Genomic DNA, 25,155 nt, shown 5'->3' on the forward strand with positions numbered 1-25,155 from the left:
GGGGCGCGTGCCGGAGGTGATCTCCGGCCGCGTTCGACCCACCGCGGGAGCTCGGGGCAACCGGGCTGAGAGGGCAGCTACCGCCGCTGCCGACCGCATGAACCTGTCCGGGTAATGCCGGCGTAGGGAGTGCGCGATGCCGCATGCCGTCCACGGCGACGAAGTTCCGCTGACCCTGGAGGGCACGCCGCCCAAGACCCTCGGCGTGCTCGACCAGGGCGCGCTCTGGGCCAACCTGGCGGTCAGCCTGCTGGGCTTCTCCGGGGCGCTGTTCCTGATCGACCCGCTCGGCGGCGCGCCGCTGTCGCTGACGGCCGCGCTGGCCGCCACCGTCGTCGGCAGCCTGATCGGCACGACCATGGTGGGCCTGGCGGCCATCCCCGGCACGCGGACCGGGCAGCCCGCGATGGTGCTGCTGCGCGGGCTGTTCGGGGCGCGGCTGTCGTACGTGCCGACCGGGCTCAACATCATCCAGATGGTCGGCTGGGGCGCGTTCGAGCTCTGGGTCATCGCCCAGGGCGCCCTGGCCATCTTCGGCGACACGGTCCCGTACCCGGTCTGGGTGATCGTCGCCGGGGTGATCACCACCGTGCTGAGCGTCTGGCCGCTGGGCGCCGTCCGGCTGATCAGGCGCTACATCACGGTCCTGGTGATCATCGCGATGGTCTGGTTCGCGGTGCAGTTCCTGGGCGACGCCCAGCCGCGGACCGGCGGGTCCTGGGAGGCGTTCGCCCCGGCCGTCGACTACGTGATCGCGCTGTCGGTGTCGTGGGTGCCGCTGGCCGCCGACTTCGCCCGCCACTCCAGGTCCAGCCGGGCGGCCTTCACCGGCGTGGTCGGCGGCTACACGCTCGCCCAGGTGGCCTGCCTGGCGCTGGGCGTGTACGCGGTCGCGATCGCCGGCGCGCAGGCGGTGGCGGCCGACAGCACCGCGGTGTTCGGGCCGTTCGTGGCGGCGCCGCTGGGCGCGCTGTTCTTCGCGGTCCTGGTGCTGCGCGAGGCCGACCAGTCGTTCGCCAACGTCTACTCGACGACCGTCTCGCTGCAGAACCTCATGCCGCGCGTCGACCGGCGGATCATCAGCACGGTCATCGGCCTGCTCACCATCGCCATCGCGCTGGTGGTGGACGTGACCTCCTACGGCGCGTTCCTGGGCGTGATCGGCGCGGTGTTCGTGCCCATGTTCGCGGTGCTGGCCGTCGACTACTTCCTGCTCGGCGGCTCGGCCCGGTGGAACACCGCCGCCGACGCCCCCGCCCGCTGGTCGATGCTGGCGCCGTGGGCGCTCGGGTTCGCCGCGTACTGGCTGACCACCTCCACCCCGACCGTCGCGCCCTGGGACGGCTTCTGGGCCGGGGTGCGCGAGGCCGTCGGCTTCACCAGGGAGCCGTGGATGAACGGCGCGCTCGGCGCGGCCATCGTCGCGGCCCTGGTGACGCTGCTGATCGGGCTGGTCAGGCGCCGCGCCGCTCGACGGTGAGCAGGTGCCGCCTCGCGGCGGCGCCGCCCGCGTAGTCGCCGGGCTCGTCGTCGTCGCGCACCACCCGGTGACACGGCACGATCACGCACACGGGGTTGGCGCCGAGCGCGTTGCCGACCGCGCGCAGCGCCCGCGGCCTGCCGATGAGCTCGCCGACGCGGGCCGGCGTCGTGGTCGTGCCGTACGGGATCGCCATCGTCTTCTGCAGCACCGTACGGGCGAACGGGGTGGCCAGGGACAGGTCGACCCGGGTGGAGAAGGCGCGCAGCCGGCCGGAGAAGTAGGCGTCGAGCTCGCGGCGCACCGGGTCGAGCCGCCGGGCGTCGTTGCCGATGAGCCTGCCCACCTGCTTGGCCACCCGTGCGAACACGACGTTCTCGTCCTCGTAGCTGCAGGAGACGAGGCCGCGGGCGGTGACCGCGAGCACCAGCCGGCCCACCGCGCCGTCGTAGGTGCCGAACGCGATGTCGGGCGGGCCGTCGCCGCGATAGGTGTCGGACGTCGCCCGCAGAAGGGCATCCAGGTCGCCCGACACGTCTTCACCTCCACCCGTACGAACAGCCGTGACCGCAGCGTATCGGACGGATCGCCCGACGCGGGCGCCACGCCGCGGGCACTATGGAGTCGTGGGGGACGCAAGGGCTGCGAGTGACGACGAGATGGTCCGGGCGGTGCTCGACAGCTCGCCCAACGCCGTGGTCGCGATCGACAGGGACCAGACGGTCCTGGTGTGGAACGCCGCCGCCGAGGCGCTCTTCGGCTGGCCCGCGGCCGACGTGCTGGGCCGCCGGGCGCCGATCGTGCCCGAGGAGCTGGCGGCCGAGCACCACGCGGCCCTGGAGCGCGTCCGCACCGGCGAGCAGGTGTCGCTGCGCACCAAGCGGGCGCGCGCCGACGGCGCCGTGCTGGACGTACGGGCCGACATCAGCGCGCTGCGGACGGGCTGCGCGACGGCCGGGTACGTCTGCGTCTACCACCTGGTGCGGGCCGGCAGCGCCGCCGAGCACCGGATGGCGCGCCGGGCCAGGCTGGTGCGCAGGCTCACCGACGTGGTCGGCGACATCAACGCCGAGCTGGAGCTGCCCGCCGTGCTCGACCGCATCTCGGCCAGCCTCACCGAGCTGACGGGGGCCGACGCGGGCGGGTTCGTGCTCATCGAGGGCGAGCGGTTGCGGCTGGTCAGCATCTACCGGCTGCCGCCGTCGCTGAAGGACGCCACCACCGACCTGCACACCAGCCTGGTCGGCACGCTGCTGCGCACCGGCAGGACCGTGCTGCTGGAGTCCGAGGGGATCGAGCGGCTGGTGTGGGCCGAGCTCAAGGGCCTGCACACCATCGCGCTCGGCCTGGCCGCCGTCGGCGGTCGCCCGTACGGCGCGCTCTACGCGCTGTTCACCAGGAGCAAGCCCGGCCACCTGGAGCTGGAGTTGCTGGAGCTGCTGGCCGGGCACGCCGGCATCGCGGTCGGCAACGCGGTCGCCTACCAGGAGGCGGTGCGGCAGCGGGCGCACGAGCGGGCCGTGTTCGACGCCAGCGCCGACGGCATCGCGGTGCTCGACGGCGACGGCCGGGTGCTGCGGTGGAACCCGGCGGCGGCCCGGCTCACCGCCGTCGCGGCCGAGGAGGTGACGGGCGGCCCGCCGCCGTTCCCGCTGCCCGGCCCCGGCGAGAAGGTCACCCACCAGCTGCCGGACGGGCGCTGGCTGGACGTGGTGTGCGCGCGCATCGAGGAGACCGGCGAGCTGGTCGTCGACTTCCGCGACGTCACGGCGGCCAAGGAGCTGGAGGAGGCCAAGGACCTGTTCCTGGCGACCACCAGCCACGAGCTGCGCACCCCGATCACGGTCGTCGGCGGCTTCGCCAGCACGCTCGACGCCCGGTGGGAGCAGCTTAGCGACGCCGAGCGCCGTTACGCCGTGCACGCGATCGCCGAGCGCTCCCGGTCGCTCGGCCGGCTCATGGACCACCTGCTGCTCGGCGCCAGGGCGGGAGCGGAGGAGCAGGTGGTCGGCGACGAGCCGTTCGACCTGGCCGAGCGGCTCAGGGCGGCCACGCTCGGCCTGCCGGTGCTGTCCGACAGGCACCGCATCGAGGTGGACATCGCCGCGGACCTGCCGCACGCGCTGGGCGATCCGCTGGCCACCGACATCGTGCTCGCCCAGCTTCTGGAGAACGCGTTCAAGTACTCGCCGCGGGGCGGGCTGATCAGCGTCGGAGCCTGGCACGAGGACGGCAGGGTGGTCGTGGTGGTCGACGACGAGGGCGTGGGGATCGCGCCGGCCCACCGGGAGCGGATCTTCGAACGGTTCGTCCAGGTGGAGACCGGCGACCGCAGGAGGTTCGGCGGCGTCGGGCTCGGGCTCTACATCGTGCGGAGTCTGGCCAGGGCCCAGGGCGGCGAGGTGAGCGCGCACCCGCGGCCCGCCGGTGGCACGCGGATGAAGCTCCAGCTCAGGTGCGCTTCTCCTATCCGATCCGACACACCGGTGCGGTAACGAGGTGGTCATGCTTGCGCTGATCTATCGTCCGATGTGTACAAGCTGTGATTGAGATGCGGTTTCTGGGATCGAGGAACGGGGCATTTCGGTCGTACCGGGGGTGCTTCCGCGGGGGGCACTGGGAGACGGGGAGGTGGGTGTGTCAAGCGTGGTGCTGCTGCCGTACGCGCCGTCCAGCGTCGCCGTCGCCCGCCAGCGTCTCAGCTCCGATCTCCACGACTGCGGGGTCTTCGGCGCCGCGATCGACGATGCCGTGCTGGTGGTGAGCGAGCTGCTCAGCAACGCGCTGCGACACGCGCACCCGCTGCCCTCGGGCATGGTGAAGGTGTCCTGGCTGCGCAGCGAGGACCACATCGAGGTGGCGGTCAGCGACGGGGGAGCGGCCACCGAGCCGAGGGCGGGCCGGCCTGCGCTGTCCTCGCTGGGCGGGCGCGGGCTGGGCATCGTCGAGTACGTGGCGGAGAGCTGGGGCGTGCGGCACGACGGCGACACGACGACCGTGTGGGCGATCCTGCCCGCGCCCAAGAAGAAGGTGAACGGGCAGGTTCACGCGCTCAAAGAGGCCGGGTAGCGAGCACGGCGCGCTCTCCCGTGGTCCACGCCGTGGACACCAGCAGGTAGAGCCCGGCGGCCAGGGGGAGCACGGCCGCGGCCACGAGCGAGCCGTAAGGGAGCAGCGGCGCGATCTTCCGCATGAGCTCCGGCTGGTCCTCCGTGAGCGACGACCGCACCGTACGGGACGACAGCCATGCCACCACGGCCATCAGGACGAGCACCAAAGCGAAGACCGAAAAGGGGCCGCTGGCCAGACCGTAATGCGCGATCACGGCGGCGACCTGCTGACCCAGCGGAGCCCCGAACAGGTCATGGCCCGCCAGCGCGGTCGGATGCGTGGCCACCCGCAACATCAGCCACAGGAACGGCAGCTGCGCCAGCCCCGGCAGGATCCCCGCCAGCGGCGAGCTGCCCTCCTTGGCGAACAGCGCGGACGTCTCCCTGGCCAGCCGCTCCGGGTCGCGCCCGAACCTCTTGCGCAGCTCGCGGAGCCTCGGCGCGAGGCGCTCCCTGAGCCTGGCGGCGCGCGCCTGGCGGACGGCCAGCGGCAGCAGCAGGAGCCGCACGGCCAGCGTGAACAGCACGATGCCGAGGGCGGCGTGGCCCCCGGACATGCCGACGATGAATGACACCAGTGAATCGATCATGAGCCCTTCTCCCGCGGAGACCTTCAGGGCTCGGGTCCGAGCCCCGCCTAGCCGGAAGCGGGGCGCGGTGAAGGAGCTCGCGGCCTGGGCCTGCCCGGCGCGCCGGGATCGCGCTGGCGCTGGAAGGCCGTGCGCCGCGCGTACACCAGGGGGAACCCGGAGGGCTCACCACCGCAGACCGGCAGCGGCCTGACCGCCCACGACAGGAGCAGCAGGACCGCCACCATGGTGACGGCGATGAGCCACGGATCGAACAGGAAGGCCGTCACCGGGAGGTCGAGGACTTACCGACCATCGTGACGACGATGAAGACCAGCAGCGCGACCACCCCGATGATCAGCGCGATCTTCAGCAGCCCCAGGACCATGGGGATGATGAAGGTGAACAGCACGAAGAGCGCCAGAGCGACGCCCGCCACGAGCATGATGACTCGACCCATGAGCCCACCGTACGTCGTGCCGGTCCCCCGCGCGATGCTTACCGTCCGATGACGTGATCGCCTCACCGGCGCCCCCGCGCCGTACGGTGAGGGCGTGAACACCCGCATCCTGGTGGTCGACGACGACCCGACCGTGTCCGAAGTGGTCGCCCGCTACCTGGAGCGCGACGGGCACGAGGTCGAGTGCGTGGGAGACGGCGCGGAGGCGCTGCGCCGCGCCCTGGCCAGCCCGCCCGACCTGATGGTGCTCGACCTGATGCTGCCCAAGCTCGACGGGCTGCAGGTGTGCAGGAAGCTCAGGGAGCGCTGGCCGGTTCCGGTGATCATGCTGACCGCGCTCGGCGAGGAGCTCGACCGGGTGGCCGGCCTGGAGACGGGCGCCGACGACTACGTGGTCAAGCCGTTCAGCCCTCGTGAGCTGGCCCTGCGCGTCAGATCGGTGCTGCGCCGGGCCCGCGGCGCCGCCGTCACCGGCGGCACCGGCGTGCTCCGCGACGCCGGCCTGGTGGTGGACGTGGGCGCCCACGAGGTGCGGCTGGACGGTGAGCCGGTCATGCTGACCGCCCGCGAGTTCGACCTGCTGGCCTACCTGATGCGCAACCCCAGGCAGGCGTTCAGCCGGGCCGCGCTGCTCGACCAGGTGTGGGGGTGGTCGTTCGGCGACTCCTCCACCGTGACCGTGCACGTCAGGCGGCTGCGGGAGAAGATCGAGCCCGACCCCACCGAGCCGCGCAGGATCGTCACCGTCTGGGGAGTCGGCTACCGGTACGAGCCGCTGGAGGGCGCGGCGTGACCCTGGGCGTGATCGTCGCGGTCACCGCCGGGCTGGGCCTGCTCGTGGCCGGCCTGGGGCTGGCCGTCATGTGGGTGCTGCGGACCCGCTCCATCGGCGTGATCATGGCGATCGTGGTGGTCGTCGCCGTGGCCGCCACCCTGGCCGGCGTGGTCGCGATCACGATGCGGATGATCATCGAGGGGCCGGCCAGGGACATCGTGCTCAGCGTGGTCGCCGTCGGCGGCCTCGTCGGGCTCGGCGTCGCCTTCGTGGTGGCCCGGCGGGTCGTGGCCGAGAGCAGGCGGCTGGTGGCCGCGGTCGACGAGCAGCCGTTCGCCGCGCCGCGCGGGCTGCCCGCCGAGCTCCAGTCCATCGCCGACGCGCTGGAGAAGGCGTACGCCCGCGAACGCGCCCTGGAAGGCGCCCGGCGCGAGCTCGTCGCCTGGGTCAGCCACGACCTGCGCACCCCGCTGGCCGGGATGCGGGCCATGGCGGAGGCACTGGAGGACGGCGTCGTCTCCGACCCCGAGACGGTCGGCCGCTACCACCGCCAGATCAAGCGGGAGGTGGAACGGCTGTCGGCCATGGTCGACGACCTGTTCGAGCTGTCGAGGATCCACGCCGGGGCGCTGCGGCTGTCACGGGCCAGGATCGGGCTCGCCGACCTGGTCGCCGACACGCTGGCCGGGGCCGAGCCGCTGGCCAGGGCGAAGGGCGTGCTGCTCACCGCCGAGGCGGCGGCCGTGCCGGTCGAGGCCGACGCGGGCGCGCTCGGACGGGCGCTGCGCAACCTCGTGGTCAACGCCATCGAGCACACGCCGCCGGACCTGCCCGTGGTGCTGCGGGCCGGGGCGTCGGACGGGACGGCCAGCCTGTCGGTCAGCGACTCCTGCGGCGGCATCCCGGACGAGGACCTGACGCGGGTGTTCGAGGTGGCCTTCCGCGGGGAGACAGCCCGGACCCCGACCTCGGACGGCGGGGCCGGGCTGGGGCTGGCGATCGCCGAGGGAATCGTACGGGCGCACGACGGGGTGATCGGGGTGGCGAACGAGGGCCGCGGGTGCCGGTTCGAGATCCGCCTGCCTCTCGCGTGACGCGCCGGGCCCTCGCGGGGCGGCGGTTCGGGACAGCGAGAGGTTCATGAGGCGTGGCGGCGCGGGGTCGCGGGCGGTCGGGCGGTGGACGGGCGGCTGTCAGGCGGGCCCCGGGGGGACCGTGGCCGGGAGGGAGGTTTCCGGGGTGGAGCCGAACGACTCCGACATCGCGCGAAATGTCGGGCAGGGCCAGCGCCACATGCAGCTCCGGCACCGCAGGATCGGGTGCGCGGCGTCGCTGGTGATGCCGCCCGCGTCACGCGGCTGGTGCAGGTCGAGCAGCCGCAGCCCCAGCTCGGAGAACATGAGCAGCTCGTCGCGCGCCCCGGTGAGGAAGTCGAGGTCCTCCACGGCCAGCCTGGTCTGTACGGGGACGTACCCCTCATGGTTGACCAGCCCGCGCAGCCGGGCGGCCTCGTCGTGCCACGAGGTCGCCTTCTCGCTGCGGAGGAGGATGGCCTCGAGCTGTTCGCGGACTCTCTGGCGCTGAGGGTCTTCCGGTCGGTCTGTGTTCATAGGTCATCGGGCCCGTGAGCTCGCCCAGCCTCCTCCTGCTGTGAAGTGGTGACCGGAGCGAGGCTCCGGCCCGCCCCCTCTCCGGGCGTCATGGTGGCACAACGTCAAGTCTCGCTTACTCTCCGTCCGCGCGGAGCCCAAACGGCCACTCTCGTCCACAGCTCGGGATCGGCCACCTCGATTCATGCCTTCAACCACGTATCGGCGTGACAACGTGACCCGGAGCCTCCACGCCGCTAGCCTGCCTGTGTGGAGCTCAAGGTCTCGACTCGATCACATGCCGGCCACGCACTCGTCGTGATCGCCGGTGAAATCGACCTCTATACGGCACCCCACCTGCAGTCGGAGTTCACCCGGCTGCTTCAGGAGGGGCCCGGCCGCGTGGTCATCGACATGTCCGCCGTGGATTTCTGCGACTCCACGGGGATGAACGTGCTGCTGTCCGCGCTCAAGCGGATGAAGGAGCGGGGCGGCACCCTGGAGGTGGCCTCGCCCCGTCCCGCGGTGCAGAAGATCCTGCAGGTCACCGGCCTCGACTCGGTCTTCACCGTGCATGACGAGGTGCCGCGGGAGTTTCTCATCGCCGAGCAGTCATGACGGCAGGCGACACCGCGGTCGTCATCCCGGCCAGGAACGAGGCCGATCGCATCGGCCTCACCGTGGCCTCGGCCCGCGGCCTGCCCGGCGTGGACCTGGTCGTGGTGGTCGACGACGGCTCGACCGACCAGACGGGCCGGGTCGCGCGCGCGGCGGGGGCCAAGGTGATGCGCCACAGCCGCAACCGCGGCAAGGCCGCCGCCATGGAGACCGGCGCCGAGGCCGTGCGCCTGCTCGACGACGGCGCCGCCCGCCACCTGCTCTTCCTGGACGCCGACCTGGCCGCCACGGCCGAGGCCGCCGCCGCGTTAGCCGAGCCCGTGCGCGCCGGTCTGGCCGACATGACCATCGCCGCCTTCACCAACCGGGTCAAGCTCGCCGGCCACGGCGTCGTCGTCCGGCTCTCCAGGGACGGCATCCGCCGCGCCACCGGATTCGAGGCCACCCAGCCGCTGAACGGTCAGCGCTGCCTCACCCGGGAGGCGTTCGAGGCGGCCCGCCCGCTGGCCCACGGCTTCGGCGTGGAGACGGCCCTGACCATCGACCTGATCCGCAAGGGGTTCCGCGTCGTGGAGGTCGAGGTGGACATGGCGCACCGGGCGACCGGCTCCGACTGGCGCTCCCAGGTCCACCGCGCCCGGCAGCTCCGCGACGTCGCGCTGGCGCTGGCCGTCCGCGAGCCCTTGGTGGCCGCGAACCTCGCCAAGCTCCGCCCTCGCCGCTGACGCCGGCCCGCACCCGAGCCTCGCGGGGCCGCGCCGCTGACGCTCACGCGCATCCGAGCCTCGCGGGGCCGCGCCGCTGACGCCCACCGGCTCCCGAGCCTCGCGGGGCCGCGCCGTCCGGCGTGTTTTCCACAGGGTGGGGACAGGCGGGCGGAGTGCCGCGGCGGGTGTGCTGGAATTTGCGGGTGACTTCCGAGACGCGGGTCAGCGCCCCCCACCGGCTCATGCGGCCCGCCCTGGCCTGCGTCGCCGCCTCGATCCTGCTGACGGTCCTGATCGGCGCGCTCGGCCCGTCCGCCATGGTCCCGGCCCTGTCCGGCCCCGGCTGGCAGCCGCCCTACTCCCTGGCCGCCGGCCCGCACCCCTACCTGGTCGTCGCCATGGCCGCCGCCGCCCTGACGCTCGGCGGGCTCGGCCTGCTCGCGGCGCTGGCGGTGCCGCCCGCGTCGTTCCCCGCCCGCCTGCCCCGGGCGCTCGTGCTGCTCGGCTGCCTGGCCGCCGTCCTGCTCGCCTTCCTGCCGCCGTCGGGCTCCGGCGACCATCTCAACTACGCGGGCTACGGCCGCCTGGCCTCCTTGGGCATCGATCCGTACACCCACGGCGCCGTCGACCTTCCCGGTGATCCGGTCACCGACGCCGTCGAGGCCCCGTGGCGCGAGGAGCCGACGGTCTACGGGCCGGTGGCCACCGCCCTGCACACCGCGGCGAGCTGGCTCGCCGGCGACTCCGTCCGCCTGACGATCTTCCTGCTGGCCCTGGTCAACGCCGCCGCGTTCATCGCCACCGGCCTGCTCATCGACCGCTTCACCCGGGACGACCCGGCCGCGCGGATGAGGGCCGCCCTGCTGTGGACGGCCAACCCGCTCCTGCTCTACCAGCTCGTCGCCGGCATGCACGTCGACACCCTGGCCATCGCCTGCATGGTGGCGGCCCTGCTGGCCGGGTCCCGGCCCGTCGTCGGAGGCGCTTGCCTCGGCCTGGGGGTCGCCGTCAAGCTCAACGCGGGCCTGGTCGCCCTCGGCCCCGCCTGGGAGCTGCGCCGCGACCCCCGCCGCCTGGCACTCGTGGCCGGGGTCGCCCTGGCGGTGACGGTCGCCGGCTACGCCGTCGCCGGCTTCGCCGCCCTGGCGCCGGTCACCCGCACCAGCAAGTCGATCTCCAACGCCTCGTTCTGGAAGCTCGTCCAGGGCTGGCTGCAGTCGGTCGTCGGCACGGGCAGCGCCTACCGCGGCGCGATCCAGATCGGCTCCCTGCTCCTGCTCGCCCTCATCGCCTGGTCGCTCTTCCGCCTGATCTCCCGCTCCCGCCGACCCGGGGCGCGGCCGGGCCCGCTTCTCGCCGCCCGCGGGGCTCCGGGGTCCGGCGACGACGCCGTGGTCGTGGCGGGGGTGATGGTGATCGCCTATCTGTTCGCCTCGCCGTACGTGCTGCCCTGGTACGACGGGCTGGCCTTCGGGGTGCTGGCGCTGGCGGCGGCCTCCGCCCTCGACCGGTTCATGGTGGCCCACCTGCTCGTGCTGTCGCTGGCCTACCTGCCGGCGCGGGTCGTCGGGCAGCCGCCCGAGCTGGGGTGGCTCATGACCGTGGTGCGGAGTCAGGTCGTCCCGTGGCTGCTGCTGGCGTTGACCGCGGGTCTGCTGGGCTGGGCGTGGCGAGCTGCAGCGCGCGTACGCACGACGCCAGCGTCAGCGGCACCGCCACCGTGAGGGCCATGGCCGGGATGGCGATGCCCGAGTCGTTCATCAGGAAGCCGACGAAGGCGCAGGTCAGCGCGCCGAAGAGGCCCGCGCGCAGGGTCGGCGCGAGCGCGTACGTCTGCCCGAGCGCCGACGCCCCCCAGCGCGACGGCCGCGCCAGCACTCTGAAAAGGAACACCAGGGCGACCAGCGAGAGCAGGGTGAGCGACCAGTTCCCCACGGTCACCCCCACCATGGCGCCGAACTTGCGGCCGACGACGGTCCACGCCTGGCCGTCGATGACCTGCTGCGCGAACGTGCCGAGATGGGTGCGCTCCCCGGCGGGCCGGAGCCAGTCGGCGTAGGAGATGGCGCCGATGATCGCGGCCCCCGCCAGCCCGACGACCGCCAGTTTGGCGATCGACACGCGGCCGCCGGAGAGCAGGATGAGGAAGACCGCCAGCCCGGCGACGAACGCCGGCACGCCGCCGAAGTCCGCCCCCCACGCCGGCGACCCGTCCGCGAACACCGCCAATCCGCCGTACAGCACGCACACCGTCAGCACCGCGGCCCGGGGCGCGCCCCTGCCGCGCAGCCATTGGGCGACGCCCGCCAGGCCGAGGACGGTGCCGGTGGCGTAGATGGCGAAGGCGATGTTGCTGAAGCCGTAGAACCGGCCGCCGGTCACGGGCTCGTACCCCGAGACGGCGTTCACCTGGAGGCTGGAGCCGGTCATGACGTCCACCAGCATCGCGACGGAGGTGACCAGCGCGACCACGGTGAGCGGGCCCAGCACGTGCGAGCGCCACGGACCGGCGAAGGCCAGGCCGGTGATGAGCCCGGCCATGGCGAGGATCGTGACGATGAGCGCGGCCATCGGCGCGGGCAGGCTCCACCACGGCACGAGCTGCGCCAGGAACGTGGAGACGGCGATGGAGCCGCTCAGCACGGAGACGACCTGCACCGCCACCAGCAGCCGCGACGCCGCCGCGAGGTCGAGCCGGGCCGGCCGTGACGCCTGGTCGAGCCCGCCGCCGGGCGTCTCCACCTGGCCTTCCGGAGCGCGCTTCCCGGTGTCCGGCGGGGCGTTCCCTCCGGCGGGGCGCGTGCCCGGCAGGCCCGCCGGGGCGGGCGTCCTGCGGCGGCGCAGGGCCAGCGCGGCGAAGGCGTAGAAGAGGAGCTGGACGGTGACGAAGACCGCGAAGAAGGGGCCGCGGACCTCGCGCAGCACCTGGCTGGCCAGGTCGGCGTCCGCCAGGCCGGCGACCGTCTCCCCGACGGTGGCGGCGGCCGGGCCGGCGGGCTGCCACGGCCGTCCCACGACCTGCCTCGGGGGTTCGAGGCCGGTCAGGCGGATGGCGGTGGCCGTGAGGTCCTGGATCGCCACCAGGGCGTCCTGGCGGGTCGAGCCGGCCGTGAGATGGCCGGGCGGGTAGGGGGCGCCCGAGGGGGAGGGGCCGGTGGCGATGGCGACGTGCAGGTGGGCGCCGGAGGAGACGTCGGAGATACCGGCCAGCAGCACGGAGACGCCGGGCGGGAGGGCGGCCAGGAACGCGCCGACGCGGCGGTCGGCCCGCGCCGCGGCCGCCTGGCGGACGTCCGGCGGCATGGCCGCGGGCACGCCGTACTCGTCCGAGGGCTGCGCGGCCCAGGCGGCGGCGAGGTCGGGGACGTCCATGACGATCAGCGCGTACGAGGAGAGGTCGCCCAGGCCGGCCGGGGTGTCGGCGTACGCGGTGACCCGCCCGGCCGTGTCGGCGGCGGCCAGGGCGGCGCCGGGGCCGACGGCCGCGACCCGGCCGCCGCCGTCCGCGACGGTCTGGGCCAGGGTGCCGAGCCGGGCGTCGTACCCGGTGGCGGTCTGGTGGTCCACCAGCTCCGCCCAGCCGGGCACGGTCGCGGAGCGGGCGGCGCCGGTGGGCCGTGGGGCGGGGGGCACGGGGCAGCCGCGGCCGGGGGTGCCGGCGCGCTGGCCCGCCGAGACGGTCAGCCAGCCGGCGGCGGGGCAGGTGACGCCCCGGTCGGGGGGCGGGACGGCGCGCGTGGACAGCGAGGCCGTGCCGCCCTGCCCGGCGAGCTTCCACAGGTTCGGCGTACGCGACGCGTCGAGATCGCTCCACTCGAGGCCGGGCACCCCGACGACGGCGACCCGCCCCTGAACGGCGGCGGAGGCCGGCGCGGGGACCGCGACGCCGAGCAGCGCGAGCACCCCGGCGACGACCAGCCCCACCCGTCCGGCGCCCAGAAGGGCCGATGTCATGGGGAAGCGCCGGTGCGGCATGGTGCTGAACCCCCTCAGTCGGCGCGCCCTTGGGACAACCGCCACGGTAGCCTCCCACAGCGTGACGGGTGTCGAGGCGCGGACGCGGCGGCGATGGTGGGCGTGGGCCCTGGCGGCGGCGATCGTCGCCGTGGGCGTGTGGCCGCTGGTCGAGCACTGGCTGACCAACCCCGACGACCAGCGCCTCGTCGATCTCGATGTCTACCGTACCGGCGGTCAGATGGTGCTGGAGGGCCGGCCGGTCTACGGGTTCTTCACGCCCGCGCCGCAGCTCCTGCCCTTCACCTACCCGCCGGTCGCGGCGCTGTTCGCGAGCGGGCTGGCGGCGATGTCGTGGGTGACCGCGCAGTGGGTGTGGACGGCGGGGATCTTCGCGGCGCTGGGGGTCGCGGTCGGGTTCGCGTTCCGCGACGCGCTGGGGCGGCACACGCCGTGGGTGTTCGCGTTCCTGATGGTGGCCTGCACGTTCCTGATGCCGATCCGCGACCAGGTGCGGTTCGGCCAGGTGGACATCCTGCTGGTGGCGCTCTGCCTGGCCGACTGCGTGGCACGGCGGCCGTGGTGGCCGCGCGGGTTCCTGATCGGGCTGGCCACGGCGGTCAAGCTGACGCCCGGCGTGTTCCTGATCTACCTGCTGGTGACGCGGCAGTGGCGGACGCTGTTCCTGGCCTCGCTGGTGACGGCGCTGCTGACGCTGCTGCCGTTCGCGGTGGTGCCGCAGGACGCGGTCGACTTCTGGTTCGGCGCGCTGCTGGACTCCGAGCGGCTGGGCTCGAACGCCGCCACCACCAACCAGTCCATCCGCGGCATGCTCATCCGCCTCTACCTGCCGGACGCGCTGACGACCGTGATCTGGCTGGCCGCGGTGGCGGTGGTCGGCTGGTACGGGTTCCGCGGCGCGCGCGACGCCTACCGCGCAGGCGACCAGCTGACGGCGGTGGCGCTGGTGGGCCTGATGGCGGTGCTGCTGTCGCCGGTGGCGTGGATCCACCATCTGGCCTGGGTGGTCGTGGTGCTGGGCGCGATCGCAGGAGACGGGCGCGACCCGGTGCGGCTGCGGGTGGCCGCGGGGGTGTGGCTGTACTACGTGGTGCCGGTGCCCTGGTGGGGCGTGGCGATCAGGGCGGCGGAGATCCCCGTCGTCAGTCCCGTGCTGGGCAAGATCGTGCAGAACGGCTTCGGCCTCGGCGCGATCGTCCTCGTCTGGCTGCTGGTCCACCGGTTGCCGGCGCGGCGTGCCGAGGAGTCCCGAATGCCCCACCTACCACGTCAACCTGCGGATACCCTGTAAGCATGTCCAGAATCGCGTACCTCGGCCCCGAGGGCACCTTCACCGAAGAGGCCCTGAGGCTCCTGGAGCCCGGAGCCGAGCGGCTGCCCAGCGCCACCGTCACCGCCGCGCTCAACGCGGTGCGCTCCGGCGACGCCGACGCCGCGGTGGTCCCGCTGGAGAACTCGCTCGAGGGCGGCATCACGACGACGCTGGACGAGTTCGCCTGGGGCGAGCCGCTGCTGATCACCGCCGAGCTGCTGCTGCCCGTGCGCTTCTCGCTGCTGGTCCGGCCCGACACCGGGCTCGCGCACATCAAGCGGGTCTACACCCACCCCGCCGCGATCACTCAGTGCCGCGGTTTCCTCAACCGCGAGCTGGCCGACGCGGTCGTGGTGTCCGCCCCGTCGACGGCGGCGGCGGCCCAGGAGGTGTCGCTGCCCGGCTCGCCGTACGACGCCGCGATCGCCGCCCGCATCGCGGGCGAGCACTACGGCCTGGTCGAGCTGATGGACGACGTCGGCGACCGGTCCGACACCGTGACGAGGTTCGTACGGGTGACCAGGCCGGGCGCGCTGCCCGAGCCGACCGGGAGCGACCGCACCACCCTGGTCGTCTTCCTGGCCGACGACCACCCGGGCGCGCTGCTGGAGATGCTGACCGAGTTCTCGGTGCGCGGCGTCAACCTGAGCCGCATCGAGTCCCGGCCCACCGGCCAGGGCATCGGCCGCTACTTCTTCCACTTCGACCTGGAGGGCCACGTCGCCGACGCCCGGGTGGGCGAGGCGATCGCCGGTCTTCACCGCATCTGCGGCGAGGTGCGCTTCCTCGGCAGCTATCCGCGCGCCGACGGGATGGCCCCGAGCGTCAAGCGCGGCACGACCGACCCCGACTTCGCCGGGGCGCAGGAGTGGCTCGACAGGATCCGTGCCGGTCGGGTGTGAAAGGGGGAGCGGTTCGCCGTCGCGCGCCGGTAGCCTTTCCTTGTGATCGACCTGCGTACCCTTCGTGAGGACCCCGACCGGCTCAGGGCGTCGCAGCGCGCCCGCGGTGAGGACGACTCGGTCGTCGACGCGCTGCTCGACCTGGACGAGCGCCGCCGATCCGCGCTGACCTCGTTCGAGTCCACGCGCGCCGAGCAGAAGAGTCTCGGCAAGCGGGTCTCCAGGGCGCAGGGCGAGGAGAAGGCCGCGCTGCTCCAGCGGGCCAAGGACCTCGCCGTCCAGGTGAGGTCCACCGAGGCGGAGGCCGAGAAGCTCGGCGCCGAGCTCGACGGGCTGCTCCAGACGGTGCCCAACGTCGTGGAGGCCGGCGCGCCCCCCGGCGGGGAGGACGACTACGTCGTCCTGGAGACCCACGGTGAGCCGCGCGTTTTCGACTTCGAGCCCAGGGACCATCTGGACCTGGGGGAGCGCCTCGACGCGATCGACATGGAGCGCGGCGCGAAGGTGTCCGGCTCGCGGTTCTTCTTCCTCAAGGGCCTGGGCGCCAGGTTGCAGCTCGGCCTGCTCAACATGGCCATGCAGCAGGCGATCGAGGCCGGCTTCGTGCCGATGATCACTCCCGTCCTGGTCAAGCCGGAGACCATGCAGGGCACCGGCTTCCACGTGGCGCACGACAAGGAGATCTACCGCCTGCCGGAGGACGACCTCTACCTGGTCGGCACCTCCGAGGTGTCGCTGGCCGGCTACCACGCGCAGGAGATCCTGCCCGCCGACCGGCTGCCGCTGCGCTACGCGGGCTGGTCGTCGTGCTTCCGCCGCGAGGCGGGCTCCTACGGCAAGGACACCCGGGGCATCATCAGGGTCCACCAGTTCGACAAGGTGGAGATGTTCTCCTACGTCCGGCCCGAGGACGCGGCGGCCGAGCACCTGCGGCTGCTGGAGTACGAACGCCAGATGATGGCCAAGATCGAGGTCCCCTACCGCGTGATCGACACGGCGGCGGGCGACCTCGGCATGTCGGCGGCCCGCAAGTTCGACTGCGAGGCGTGGATCCCGACCCAGGGCCGCTACCGTGAGCTGACCTCGACCTCCAACTGCACCGAGTTCCAGGCCCGCAGGCTGGGCGTGCGCTTCCGCGACAAGGACGGCAGACCGCAGTACGCGGCGACGCTCAACGGCACGCTGGCCACCACCCGGTGGATCGTCGCCATCCTGGAGAACCACCAGCAGGCCGACGGCTCCGTGGTGGTCCCCGAGGCGCTCCGCCCCTACGTGGGGCTGGACGTGCTGGAGCCGGTCAGGTAACCGCGTCGGCGCAGCATGGCCAGCCCGGCGACGGTGGTGACCGGTGCGGCGACGGCGGCCAGGGCGAGCGCGACCCCGTGGTCCAGCCAGCCCACGCTCCACGCCCTGAACGGCGCCGCCACGCATAGTCCGACCAGCACGCCCAGCGCCAGCGCGTCGGCCGTGCCCCGTGACCCGATGCCGCCGTCCGCCACCAGCGAGCAGGCCACGAAGACCGCGCAGATCAGCAGGACCGTGCCCAGCGCCCCGATGAGGAGGGGCGTCGGGCTCCACGCCCACGGCGGGTCCTGCTGCCATCCGAAGGCACGCCCGAACGGGATCGGCGCTGTTAGCAGGCCGCCGAGCCCGCCCAGCACGGCCGTGAGCCAGGCGCGGACGCGGGCCCGCCGCCCCGCCTGGACCGACAGGGCGAGCAGGGTGGCCCAGGCGGCGGCCAGCCCGGCGACCAGCATCTCGCCGCCGTCGTCGGCGGCCCTGCGGAGCGGGATCGCGGCCGACTCCAGCAGGCGGCCGTCACCGGTGTAGCCGAACCGCCGCCACGTCCCGTCGGCGGCCCGCACGGCGACGCCGTCGCGCCGGTTGGCCACGACCACGACGTGGCCGCCCGGCTGCTCCTGGACGACGAGCGACGAGGAGACGATGGGCTCCTCTCCGGGCCGCTCGCCGTCCAGCTCGCGTTCGAGCATCGTCACCCGGCCGGGAGGGATCTCCCAGTCGAGCGCCCAGGTGCGGCCCGCGTCGGCGGAGCGCACGACCCCCACGCGGCCGTCGAGGAGCCGGTAGCAGTGCTCGCGCAGGCAGGCGGCGCGCTGGCCGGCCCCGATCCCGGCGACCGGTGCCTCGACGCCGGTGGTGCGCGCGGGCCGGGGCGGGACGTACGGCACCCAGCTCGTGCCGCCGTCGCGCGACTCGTACGCGCTGTCGAGCACGATCGCGCCGTCCCTGAGCTCGACGACGCCGGCGCTGGGCCGGGCCGGGACGGCGGAGGTGGCGGTGACGGCGAGGACCGCCAGGGGGACGGCGGTGAGCACCCGCCAGCGCGCGGCCACCGCCTCCCTGCTGCGCTGCCGCACCCACCAGGCCAGGAGAAGCGCGGGGAGGGCCAGGAGGTCCCCAGGATCGGCCAGGACGCGCGAAGGCCCCGCCAGGGTGGTCCAGACCTGGGAGGCGGCCTCCGCGCCCGTCTGCGTGGTTTTGACGAGCGTGAAGAGCGCGCCGGTCAGGAGGGTCGCCGCGAGGTCGGCGCGGCGCGCCAGCAGGAGCGCCACCAGGGGCGGCGCGACGACGAGTCCCGCGACGTCACTCAGCTTGCCCGTGACGAGGCCGGGCCAGGCCTGCTTGAGTACGTGATCGTTGAGTAACAGCACGATCACGGAGACCACCGTTACGGGGTGGCATAACCAGGCGTACCTCATATATCGCTTGATGTGAAGAAAGGTGGAGAGGTTCGCCCGGCCTGTGAATCGAGTCACAGTCGTGACAACGTTCCGTCAAGGGCATAACAAACGCGAAAGGCCAGGGCCCGCTGGAAGCGGACCCTGGCCTGTCTCGCTGCTACAGGTCAGATGGAGCGGACCTGGGAGGCCTGCGGCCCCTTCTGGCCCTGCGTGATCTCGAACTCGACCCGCTGGCCGTCTTCAAGGCTGCGGTAGCCGTTGCCGACGATCTCGGAGAAGTGCACGAACACGTCCGGCGCGCCGCCGTCCGGGGCGATGAAGCCGAAGCCCTTCTCGGCATTGAACCACTTGACGGTTCCCTGAGCCATAAAAGCTCTCCCTCAGGATGTGAATCTATGGGACCCACACCTCGTGGATCCCGGTGTGTCGTACAGCAAGCACCCGGGGTGGCTCAGACAAAGTCATGCTGGTTTTCACTACGGGATAGCTAATACAACGCCTCCACATCTAACACCATTCTGGCGCGTTGGTGTTCCCGTCGAACGAAGATTTCTGGCTGGGCGCATCACCGGGCAAACTGGAACGTGTTATGCACAAGCTTCGCGCACCCCGTCTGGTGGCCACCGACCTGGACGGCACCGCCCTGCGTACGGACGGAACCGTGTCTCCCCGCACCGCCGCCGCGTTCGCCCGGGTCGAGCAGGCCGGGGCCATGCTGGTGTTCGTGACCGGCCGCCCGCCTCGGTGGATGCACACCGTGGCGGGCGCGGTGCGGCACCGCGGCCTCGCCGTCTGCGCCAACGGCGCGTTGATCTACGACCTCCACACCGAACGGATAGTGAAGTCTCACCTCATCGACTCGGAGGTGCTCGAAGAGGTCGTCGCTCAGCTTCGAGCGAACATCCCCGATCTGTCGTTCTCGGTCGAGTACGAGGGCGGCTTCGCGCGCGAGTCGGACTTCCGCGTGGGCACCTGGGACCGCAAGGCCGCCGACGGGGCGCGCGTCGGGTGGCACTCGCTCACCTCGCGCGCCTGCGTCAAGCTGCTGGCCCTGCACCCCGCGATGGGCCCCGACGAGCTCCACACCACCGTGCACGAGCTGGTGGGGCACCTGGTGACCGCCACCCACTCCAGCGGCCGCGCGCTCATCGAGATGAGCGCGCGCGGCGTCACCAAGGCCACGGCCCTGGCCACGCTGGCCGAGCGGCACGACATCGAACCGTCGGAGGTCGTGGCGTTCGGCGACATGCCGAACGACCTGCCCATGCTCGCCTGGGCAGGCACCTCCTACGCGGTGGCCAACGCGCACCCCGGCGTGCTGGCCGCGGTCGACCATGTGACCGCGGCCAACGACGACGACGGTGTCGCGCTGGTGCTGGAGAAGCTCTACAGGTAGGGCCCGGAGCCGCCCGGCGGGCGGTGGGGCTCGTCGGGCCGCCCCCCGGGCAGCGCCCTGCGCATCTGCTCCAGCTGGGCGCGGGCCGCCATCTGCTGGGCGAACAGCGTCGTCTGGATGCCGTGGAACAGCCCTTCGAGCCAGCCCACCAGCTGCGCGTGCGCCACCCTCAGCTCGGCGTCGCTGGGCGGGGCGCCGGTGTCCTCGGTGAAGGGCAGCGACAGCCGCTCCAGCTCCTCCACCAGCTCGGGCGCCAGGCCGTCCTCGAGCTCCTTGATGGAGGACTGGTGGATGTCCTTCAGCCGCTTGCGGCTGGCCTCGTCCAGAGGGGCGGCCCTGACCTCTTCCAGCAACTGACGGATCATGCTGCCGATGCGCATCACTTTCGCAGGCTGCTCGACCAGGCCGGCGACAGAGCGCTCGTCCTCGCCGTTATGACCCGGACCTTGGAAGTCGGGGCCCACCACCACGATGTGAGGGGAGTTGTTGTCCTCAGCATTCATAACTCTCACCGTACTAGCAGGATCTTCCCGACGTGACTACCGGAATCCAACATACGGTGAGCCTCGGCCGCGTCGGACATCGGCAGCTCGGCGAAGACGACCGGCCGCACCGCGCCGCCTTCCACCAGCGGCCAGACGTTCTCCACGACGCTGCGGACGATCGCGCCCTTCTCGTCCACCGGCCTGGCCCGCAGCGTGGTGCCGTGCACCGAGGCCCGCTTGGCCAGCAGCACGCCCAGGTCCAGCTCGGCCTTGCGGCCGCCCTGCATGCCGATGACCACGAGCCGCCCCCCGGTCCGGAGCGCCCGCAGGTTGCCGGCGAGGTAGGCGGCGCCCATGATGTCGAGGATCACGTCGGCCTTGACGCTCTCCGCGAAATCCTCCTCGCGGTAGTTCACGTACGCGTCGGCACCCAGCTCCTTGACCCGCTCGCCCTTGTCGGAGGAGCCGACCGTGACCACCACGTTCGCCCCGAACGCCTTGGCGAGCTGCACCGCGAACGTGCCGATGCCGCTCGCGCCGCCGTGCACCAGCAGGGTCTCGCCCTTGCGCAGCCGGCCCAGCATGAACACGTTGGACCAGACGGTGCACGCCACCTCGGGCAGTCCGGCGGCCTCCTCCAGCCGGACGCCCCGCGGCACCGGCATCACCTGCTGCCACGGCACGGCCACCCGCTCGGCGTAGCCGCCGCCGGCCAGCAGCGCGCACACCTCGTCGCCCACCGCGAACTGCTCGACCCCGTCGCCCACCTCCGCCACCACGCCGGAGACCTCCAGCCCCGGGTAGGGAGAGGCGCCCTGCGGCGGCTGGTAGTTGCCCTGGCGCTGCAGGACGTCCGCCCGGTTGACCGCCGAGGCGGCCACCTCGACCAGCACCTCGCCCCGCTCCGGACGGGGGTCGGGAACCTCGCGCCACTCCAGCACCTCTGGCCCGCCGCTGCGGGTGATCTCGATGGCTCGCATGCGCACCACCGTAACGGGGCAGAGAAGTTGTGGGTTGCCGGCGTTCCCCGCAGCGCTTGGCGTTAATCTGCAAGATATTTGCTGCCCCTTTAGACCCACCCGAGGGGGAACACGGTGGCACGACACGATCGAGAGGAATCTCTCGAGGAACAGCTCGCCTGGCTGGACGCCATCAAGGAGTCCGAGGAGGCGCCGGTCAAGGTGAGCGCCAAGACCGGCCCGGGAGTCCCGGCCGACGAGACCGTGGTCGTCTCGCCCTACCCCCAGGACCCGTGGGCGTCGGTGCCGCAGCACGACACGCCGACCCCGCCGCTGTTCCGCGCGGCGGTCGACTCGGTGTACGGGGCCGAGGCGGTGCCCACGTCCGAGAGCGAGGCGGGCGAGTGGCTCGACCGGGCGGCGGGCCGGGACGACGCGCCCGACGACGACGGCGCCGACGCCAGGCCGGCGATCGACGACGCGTTCCTGGCGCCGCTCAAGCCGCTGCCCCGGCCGGACGACACCGACAGCTACGCGCTGACGTCCTTCCCCGAGCCCGGGAAGCCGGAGCAGCGGGAGCAGCCGGAGGAGCAGACCGAGGAGAACCTCCCCTGGCCCGTTCCACCCGCCTGGGCCAGGGAGAAGCCGGCCGAGACCCGCACGGCCGAGGCGGGGGGCGCCGAGAGCGGGCCCGCCGACGAGCCCGAGGAGGCCGCGGAGCAGCCGCGCCCGACCTTCCCCGAGCCGCGCCCGTCCTTCGACTCCTTCGGTGAGACCCACCCGTCGTACGACGAACCCGGCCCGTCCTACGACGAGCCGAGCCCGCCGTTCGCCGAGCCGTCCCAGCGCGCCTTCACCAGCGGCCCGGAGCCCCGCACGTTCGACTTCACCGGCGGCCCGGAGCCCCGCACGTTCGACGAGCACCTCAGGTTCCAGGAGCCGGACGTCCCCGCCGAGCCGCGCACCCGGCCGGAGGACCCGCCGCCGCGCCACCGCCCGGCCCCGGTGCCCGTCTTCAACGCCCCGCCGAGACCGCCGCTGACCGGCAGGCCCAACGCCGAGAGCCTGGACCCCGACACGCTGCTGCGCGGCCGCCGCAACGCCCCGTCGAAGGGCTGGCGCCGCCTGGTCTACAAGGCGTCGGGGGGCTGGATCAAGCCGGGCGAGCCGCCGGAGGTCAGGCGCCGCCGCGCGCTGATGGCCCGGGCGCGCACCCCCGTCGCCACCGGCCACCACCGGGTCGCCGTGCTCAGCCTGAAGGGCGGCGTCGGCAAGACCACGACGACGGTCGGCCTGGGCGCCACGCTGGCCCAGATCCGCGGCGACCGGGTGATCGCCGTCGACGCCAACCCCGACCGTGGCACGCTCTCCGACAAGCTGCGGCTGGAGACCTCGGCCACGGTCCGCGACCTGCTCACGGAGCGCGACCAGGTCAAGAGGTACGTCGACATCAGGGCCTTCACCTCACAGGCGCCGTCGAGGCTGGAGGTGCTGGCCTCCGACCGTGACCCGTCGGTGTCGGAGGCGTTCAGCGGCGCCGACTACCAGGCCGTCTCCCAGGTGCTGGAGAACTTCTACTCGATCTGCATCACCGACTGCGGCACCGGCCTGCTGCACTCGGCCATGGGCGGCGTGCTCGGCCTGGCCGACCAGATCGTGCTGGTCAGCTCCCCGTCGGTCGACGGCGCGCGGGCGGCCTCGGCCACGCTCGACTGGCTGGAGGCCCACCACTACGAGAACCTCGTCCGCGAGGCCACCGTGGTCCTGTGCAGCGTCAGGCCGCGCTCGAAGTCGGCCGTCGACCTCAACAAGCTGGAGGGCCACTTCGCCGCCCGGTGCCGGGCCGTGGTGCGCGTGCCGTACGACCCCCATCTGGAGGAGGGCGCGGAGATCGACCTGGACCGGCTGCAGGAGGCCACCCGGGACGCTTACCTGCAGCTCGCGGCGAGCGTCGGGGACGGTTTCGCCGGCCCGGGGCGGGAGGGGGCGGTCTCAGGGCCGTCCGACGCGGGGAGCCGGCCGGGAAGGTGAAGCGGAGGGTGTGGGATTCGAACCCACGAGGCCATCGCTGACCTGGCCGCTTTCAAGGCGGCTGCACTCGTCCACTATGCGAACCCTCCCGTGCGGACACCACGATAGCGGCTGCCGTGGCGCCGGTGTACGTTCAGGAGGTGGCGGATCTCAAGATCGAGGTGGCGCGGGCAGCCCGCGCGGCCACCGTGCGCCTCCGGGGTGACCTGGACAAGCTGACGGCTCCGGATCTGAAGGCGCGGCTCGACGAGCTGGCCGCCGAGGGCCGGGTCGATGTGGTGATCGACGCGACGGGGCTGGAGTTCTGCGACTCGAGCGGCCTGTGGGTCCTCGTCGAGTATCAGCGCGCCGTGGGCGGGCGCGGCGGCACCCTCAGGCTCACGGGGGTGCACGGGGTCCTGCGGCGGGTGCTGGAGGTGACCGGGCTCAAGGCAGTCTTCGACGACGTGTTACCCGCCCAGCTGTGACAGCAGCCACTTCGGCCCCGTCGTGTCGGCTCCCAGCGCGGCGACCCGTTCCTTCAGCTCCCGGTCGGCGGTGACGACGAGCACGCGCTCCCACGGCTTGGCCCGGCGCACCACGTCGACGATCGCGTCGTCGCCGCTGCCGGCCGCCGCCACCACCTGGACGCCGGGGATGTGGGGTGTGGCCCTGGCGGCGCCCTCGACGACCGCCACCATGCGCGGATACCACTGGGCCAGCACCGGGTGGGCCAGTCGCAGCCCGGACACCGCCTCCAGCAGCCGGGTGGCGGCGCCCAGCCGGTCGCGCCACCAGCCGCGCTCGGCCCGCGCGCCGACGATGTTGGCCACGTCGAGCACCAGCGTCTCCGGGCTGATCGCGCCGCTGAGTGCGCCCCACGTCTCGGCGAACCCGGGGTGCAGCGTCCTGGCGGCCACCTCGCCCAGCGGGAGCCAGCGCAGCTCGTCGCTCTCGCCGTTGGCGCAGAACGCCGCCAGCCGCTCGGCCGACTCCGCGATCACCGTCTCGAACGCCCACCCGCCGTGGTCGTCGCGGTAGACGCCCTGCACCCGCAGCCGGTCCCCGGCCAGCGCCGCCTCCTCGCGGGCCTCGCGCAGCGCGGTGGCCACGGCGTCCTCGTGGCTGTCCCGCGCGCCTCCTGGCAACCCCCACGTGCCGCCGTGGTGGCTCCACGCGGACCGCTTCTGCATCAGCACGTGCGGCACCCCGGTGTCGTCGTGGTGCACGGCGAGCAGCCCCGAGGCGCCGTGCAGCCCCCAGTGGCGATGTCCTCGCCCGCACTCCGTCCAGCCGTCGCCGTCCCTGTCAGCCATGTCGTGATTCTCTCAGCCGCCGCCCTTGGAGAAATGCTGGTAGTCCTTGATGCCCGACCAGTAGCCGCCCCACTCCCAGCCCACCTGCTCGAACGCCCGCACCACCCGGTCACCCGGGTTGATCACGCCCTTGCCCTTCATCGGCCGCTCGGTGTACTTCTCCGCGTTGGCGTGGGCCGTCCGGCCGCTCGCCGTCACGTACGGGTTCTCCCGCGGGTTGATGTCGATGGCCTGGCCGTAGGCGTGCCTGGACCAGCCGCTCGACCCGGTGGCCCGGCGGCAGTTGAAGGCCGAGGTGTTGTCGGCGTCGATGGAGTCGAAGTCGTCGCCCTTGTAGACGTCGATCAGCTCCATCCGCCTGATCGGCCAGCGCCAGTCGTACAGCTTGCGGAAGACCGTGACGATGTCGTCGGTGACGTTCTTGCGCACGACCAGCTCGCCGGTGTGCGGCCTGTCGTCGAAGCCCCAGTAGGTCATCGTGATCAGCCGCAGGTCGCTGTAGGGGACCGGGCAGCCCTCCCGCCACGAGTGGCGCAGCTGGTCGCGGCTGACCCGGGTCACCTTGGCGGTGAACTCGGGCGGCTCGGTGGCCGTCGGCGACGGGCTCGCGGGCGGGGCGGACGTGGCGGGCGTCGTGGCGGCCGGCGTGGCGGCCGGCGTGGCCGGCGTGGCGGGCGGCGCCGGCTCGCCGGACGCGGCCGGGTCCCGCCCGCCGCACGCCACCGACGCGAGCACCACGAGCGCCAGGGTTGCGGCACGCTTCATCCCGCCACGATACGTCACGTTCCAG

25 protein-coding genes, 1 tRNA gene, 1 pseudogene and 1 riboswitch are annotated in these 25,155 nt (G+C 73.1%); of the genes and pseudogenes, 14 read left to right on the forward strand and 13 right to left on the reverse strand.

What is annotated here, in order from left to right:
- Positions 1-33 precede the first annotated feature (33 nt).
- Positions 34-146: riboswitch (TPP riboswitch) on the forward strand.
- On the forward strand, positions 137-1,480 hold the full coding sequence (locus tag ACQEUU_RS03850) for a purine-cytosine permease family protein (protein WP_433060335.1): 1,344 nt from the start codon (positions 137-139) through the stop codon (positions 1,478-1,480). It overlaps the preceding riboswitch by 10 nt.
- Here ACQEUU_RS03850 and ACQEUU_RS03855 read toward each other — a convergent pair.
- Entirely contained in the window at positions 1,455-2,015 is a 561-nt protein-coding gene (locus ACQEUU_RS03855) for a methylated-DNA--[protein]-cysteine S-methyltransferase (RefSeq protein WP_433060338.1), read from the reverse strand. The genes ACQEUU_RS03850 and ACQEUU_RS03855 overlap by 26 nt on opposite strands.
- 124 nt (positions 2,016-2,139) lie before the next feature.
- On the opposite strand from ACQEUU_RS03855, the gene ACQEUU_RS03860 reads away from it, so the two are divergent.
- Complete coding sequence (locus ACQEUU_RS03860) at positions 2,140-3,975, forward strand: PAS domain S-box protein (protein WP_433071732.1); 1,836 nt, start codon at positions 2,140-2,142, stop codon at positions 3,973-3,975.
- A 142-nt stretch (positions 3,976-4,117) separates the two neighbouring features.
- Entirely contained in the window at positions 4,118-4,549 is a 432-nt protein-coding gene (locus ACQEUU_RS03865) for an ATP-binding protein (RefSeq protein ID WP_433060341.1), read from the forward strand.
- On the opposite strand, the gene yidC is transcribed toward ACQEUU_RS03865, so the two are convergent.
- The 3 genes from yidC to ACQEUU_RS03880 are packed head-to-tail and all read right to left on the reverse strand — an operon-like array spanning position 4,533 to position 5,619.
- A complete protein-coding gene (gene yidC, locus ACQEUU_RS03870; RefSeq protein WP_433060344.1) occupies positions 4,533-5,180 on the reverse strand; it encodes a membrane protein insertase YidC in 648 nt (215 codons plus the stop codon). The two genes, ACQEUU_RS03865 and yidC, sit on opposite strands and share 17 nt — an antisense overlap.
- A gap of 47 nt (positions 5,181-5,227) precedes the next feature.
- Positions 5,228-5,449: a DUF6412 domain-containing protein gene (locus ACQEUU_RS03875; protein WP_433060347.1), complete on the reverse strand. Its 222-nt coding sequence runs from the start codon at positions 5,447-5,449 to the stop codon at positions 5,228-5,230.
- The gene (locus ACQEUU_RS03880) at positions 5,446-5,619 is read right to left on the reverse strand and encodes a hypothetical protein (RefSeq protein ID WP_433060350.1); all 174 of its coding nucleotides are present in this window, start codon (positions 5,617-5,619) and stop codon (positions 5,446-5,448) included. Before ACQEUU_RS03880 ends, ACQEUU_RS03875 begins: the two co-directional genes overlap by 4 nt.
- 94 nt (positions 5,620-5,713) lie before the next feature.
- On the opposite strand from ACQEUU_RS03880, the gene ACQEUU_RS03885 reads away from it, so the two are divergent.
- Positions 5,714-6,412 carry a response regulator transcription factor gene (locus tag ACQEUU_RS03885; RefSeq protein WP_433060353.1) on the forward strand — a complete coding sequence of 233 codons (699 nt, stop codon included), beginning with the start codon at positions 5,714-5,716 and terminating at the stop codon, positions 6,410-6,412.
- Complete coding sequence (locus tag ACQEUU_RS03890; RefSeq protein WP_433060356.1) at positions 6,409-7,488, forward strand: sensor histidine kinase; 1,080 nt, start codon at positions 6,409-6,411, stop codon at positions 7,486-7,488. The genes ACQEUU_RS03885 and ACQEUU_RS03890 overlap by 4 nt, the downstream gene beginning before the upstream one ends.
- A 99-nt stretch (positions 7,489-7,587) precedes the next feature.
- Here ACQEUU_RS03890 and ACQEUU_RS03895 read toward each other — a convergent pair whose 3' ends face one another.
- Complete coding sequence (locus ACQEUU_RS03895; protein WP_433060359.1) at positions 7,588-8,004, reverse strand: hypothetical protein; 417 nt, start codon at positions 8,002-8,004, stop codon at positions 7,588-7,590.
- A 249-nt stretch (positions 8,005-8,253) separates the two neighbouring features.
- Between ACQEUU_RS03895 and ACQEUU_RS03900 the strand changes: the two genes are divergently transcribed.
- The 3 genes and pseudogenes from ACQEUU_RS03900 to mptB form a co-directional block, all read left to right on the forward strand.
- Positions 8,254-8,601: an STAS domain-containing protein gene (locus tag ACQEUU_RS03900; RefSeq protein ID WP_433060362.1), complete on the forward strand. Its 348-nt coding sequence runs from the start codon at positions 8,254-8,256 to the stop codon at positions 8,599-8,601.
- Complete coding sequence (locus ACQEUU_RS03905) at positions 8,598-9,326, forward strand: glycosyltransferase family 2 protein (protein WP_433060365.1); 729 nt, start codon at positions 8,598-8,600, stop codon at positions 9,324-9,326. The genes ACQEUU_RS03900 and ACQEUU_RS03905 overlap by 4 nt, the downstream gene beginning before the upstream one ends.
- Before the next feature lie 380 nt (positions 9,327-9,706).
- A pseudogene (gene mptB, locus ACQEUU_RS03910) lies at positions 9,707-10,633 on the forward strand (polyprenol phosphomannose-dependent alpha 1,6 mannosyltransferase MptB); the annotation flags it as partial.
- 268 nt (positions 10,634-10,901) lie between these two features.
- On the opposite strand, the gene ACQEUU_RS03915 reads toward mptB, so the two are convergent.
- Positions 10,902-13,262, reverse strand: a complete 2,361-nt coding sequence (locus ACQEUU_RS03915) for a hypothetical protein (protein WP_433060368.1) — start codon at positions 13,260-13,262, stop codon at positions 10,902-10,904.
- 82 nt (positions 13,263-13,344) lie between these two features.
- Here ACQEUU_RS03915 and ACQEUU_RS03920 point away from each other — a divergent pair, with 82 nt between their 5' ends.
- Genes ACQEUU_RS03920 through serS form a run of 3 tightly spaced genes read left to right on the forward strand, consistent with a single transcriptional unit; the run spans position 13,345 to position 16,802 of the window.
- Complete coding sequence (locus ACQEUU_RS03920) at positions 13,345-14,574, forward strand: glycosyltransferase 87 family protein (RefSeq protein WP_433060371.1); 1,230 nt, start codon at positions 13,345-13,347, stop codon at positions 14,572-14,574.
- Between the two features lie 2 nt (positions 14,575-14,576).
- Complete coding sequence (gene pheA / locus ACQEUU_RS03925; protein ID WP_433060374.1) at positions 14,577-15,497, forward strand: prephenate dehydratase; 921 nt, start codon at positions 14,577-14,579, stop codon at positions 15,495-15,497.
- Between the two features lie 42 nt (positions 15,498-15,539).
- A complete protein-coding gene (gene serS / locus ACQEUU_RS03930) occupies positions 15,540-16,802 on the forward strand; it encodes a serine--tRNA ligase (RefSeq protein ID WP_433060377.1) in 1,263 nt (420 codons plus the stop codon).
- On the opposite strand, the gene ACQEUU_RS03935 is transcribed toward serS, so the two are convergent.
- Together ACQEUU_RS03935 and ACQEUU_RS03940 are read right to left on the reverse strand one after the other, a co-directional pair.
- On the reverse strand, positions 16,766-18,175 hold the full coding sequence (locus tag ACQEUU_RS03935; RefSeq protein WP_433060380.1) for a hypothetical protein: 1,410 nt from the start codon (positions 18,173-18,175) through the stop codon (positions 16,766-16,768). The genes serS and ACQEUU_RS03935 overlap by 37 nt on opposite strands.
- A gap of 188 nt (positions 18,176-18,363) precedes the next feature.
- Positions 18,364-18,567, reverse strand: coding sequence for a cold-shock protein (locus ACQEUU_RS03940; RefSeq protein WP_101787411.1), 204 nt, complete (start codon positions 18,565-18,567; stop codon positions 18,364-18,366).
- Between the two features lie 221 nt (positions 18,568-18,788).
- On the opposite strand from ACQEUU_RS03940, the gene ACQEUU_RS03945 reads away from it, so the two are divergent.
- Positions 18,789-19,595, forward strand: coding sequence for an HAD family hydrolase (locus ACQEUU_RS03945; RefSeq protein ID WP_433060383.1), 807 nt, complete (start codon positions 18,789-18,791; stop codon positions 19,593-19,595).
- Here ACQEUU_RS03945 and ACQEUU_RS03950 read toward each other — a convergent pair.
- Positions 19,586-20,098: a bacterial proteasome activator family protein gene (locus ACQEUU_RS03950; protein WP_433060386.1), complete on the reverse strand. Its 513-nt coding sequence runs from the start codon at positions 20,096-20,098 to the stop codon at positions 19,586-19,588. The two genes, ACQEUU_RS03945 and ACQEUU_RS03950, sit on opposite strands and share 10 nt — an antisense overlap.
- Before the next feature lie 5 nt (positions 20,099-20,103).
- The gene (locus tag ACQEUU_RS03955; protein ID WP_433060389.1) at positions 20,104-21,060 is read right to left on the reverse strand and encodes an NAD(P)H-quinone oxidoreductase; all 957 of its coding nucleotides are present in this window, start codon (positions 21,058-21,060) and stop codon (positions 20,104-20,106) included.
- Between the two features lie 114 nt (positions 21,061-21,174).
- Here ACQEUU_RS03955 and ACQEUU_RS03960 point away from each other — a divergent pair, with 114 nt between their 5' ends.
- Positions 21,175-23,070 carry an AAA family ATPase gene (locus ACQEUU_RS03960; RefSeq protein ID WP_433060392.1) on the forward strand — a complete coding sequence of 632 codons (1,896 nt, stop codon included), beginning with the start codon at positions 21,175-21,177 and terminating at the stop codon, positions 23,068-23,070.
- Between the two features lie 2 nt (positions 23,071-23,072).
- On the opposite strand, the gene ACQEUU_RS03965 is transcribed toward ACQEUU_RS03960, so the two are convergent.
- Positions 23,073-23,159: transfer RNA gene (locus ACQEUU_RS03965), tRNA-Ser, on the reverse strand.
- 51 nt (positions 23,160-23,210) lie between these two features.
- Between ACQEUU_RS03965 and ACQEUU_RS03970 the strand changes: the two genes are divergently transcribed.
- Complete coding sequence (locus ACQEUU_RS03970) at positions 23,211-23,537, forward strand: STAS domain-containing protein (RefSeq protein WP_433060395.1); 327 nt, start codon at positions 23,211-23,213, stop codon at positions 23,535-23,537.
- Here ACQEUU_RS03970 and ACQEUU_RS03975 read toward each other — a convergent pair.
- Together ACQEUU_RS03975 and ACQEUU_RS03980 are read right to left on the reverse strand one after the other, a co-directional pair.
- Complete coding sequence (locus ACQEUU_RS03975) at positions 23,520-24,365, reverse strand: NUDIX domain-containing protein (protein WP_433060398.1); 846 nt, start codon at positions 24,363-24,365, stop codon at positions 23,520-23,522. The two genes, ACQEUU_RS03970 and ACQEUU_RS03975, sit on opposite strands and share 18 nt — an antisense overlap.
- A gap of 12 nt (positions 24,366-24,377) precedes the next feature.
- Complete coding sequence (locus ACQEUU_RS03980; protein ID WP_433060401.1) at positions 24,378-25,130, reverse strand: M15 family metallopeptidase; 753 nt, start codon at positions 25,128-25,130, stop codon at positions 24,378-24,380.
- Between the last annotated feature and the right edge of the window lie 25 nt (positions 25,131-25,155).

Source organism: Nonomuraea sp. CA-218870 (genome assembly GCF_050936535.1).
Classification (GTDB): domain Bacteria; phylum Actinomycetota; class Actinomycetes; order Streptosporangiales; family Streptosporangiaceae; genus Nonomuraea; species Nonomuraea corallina.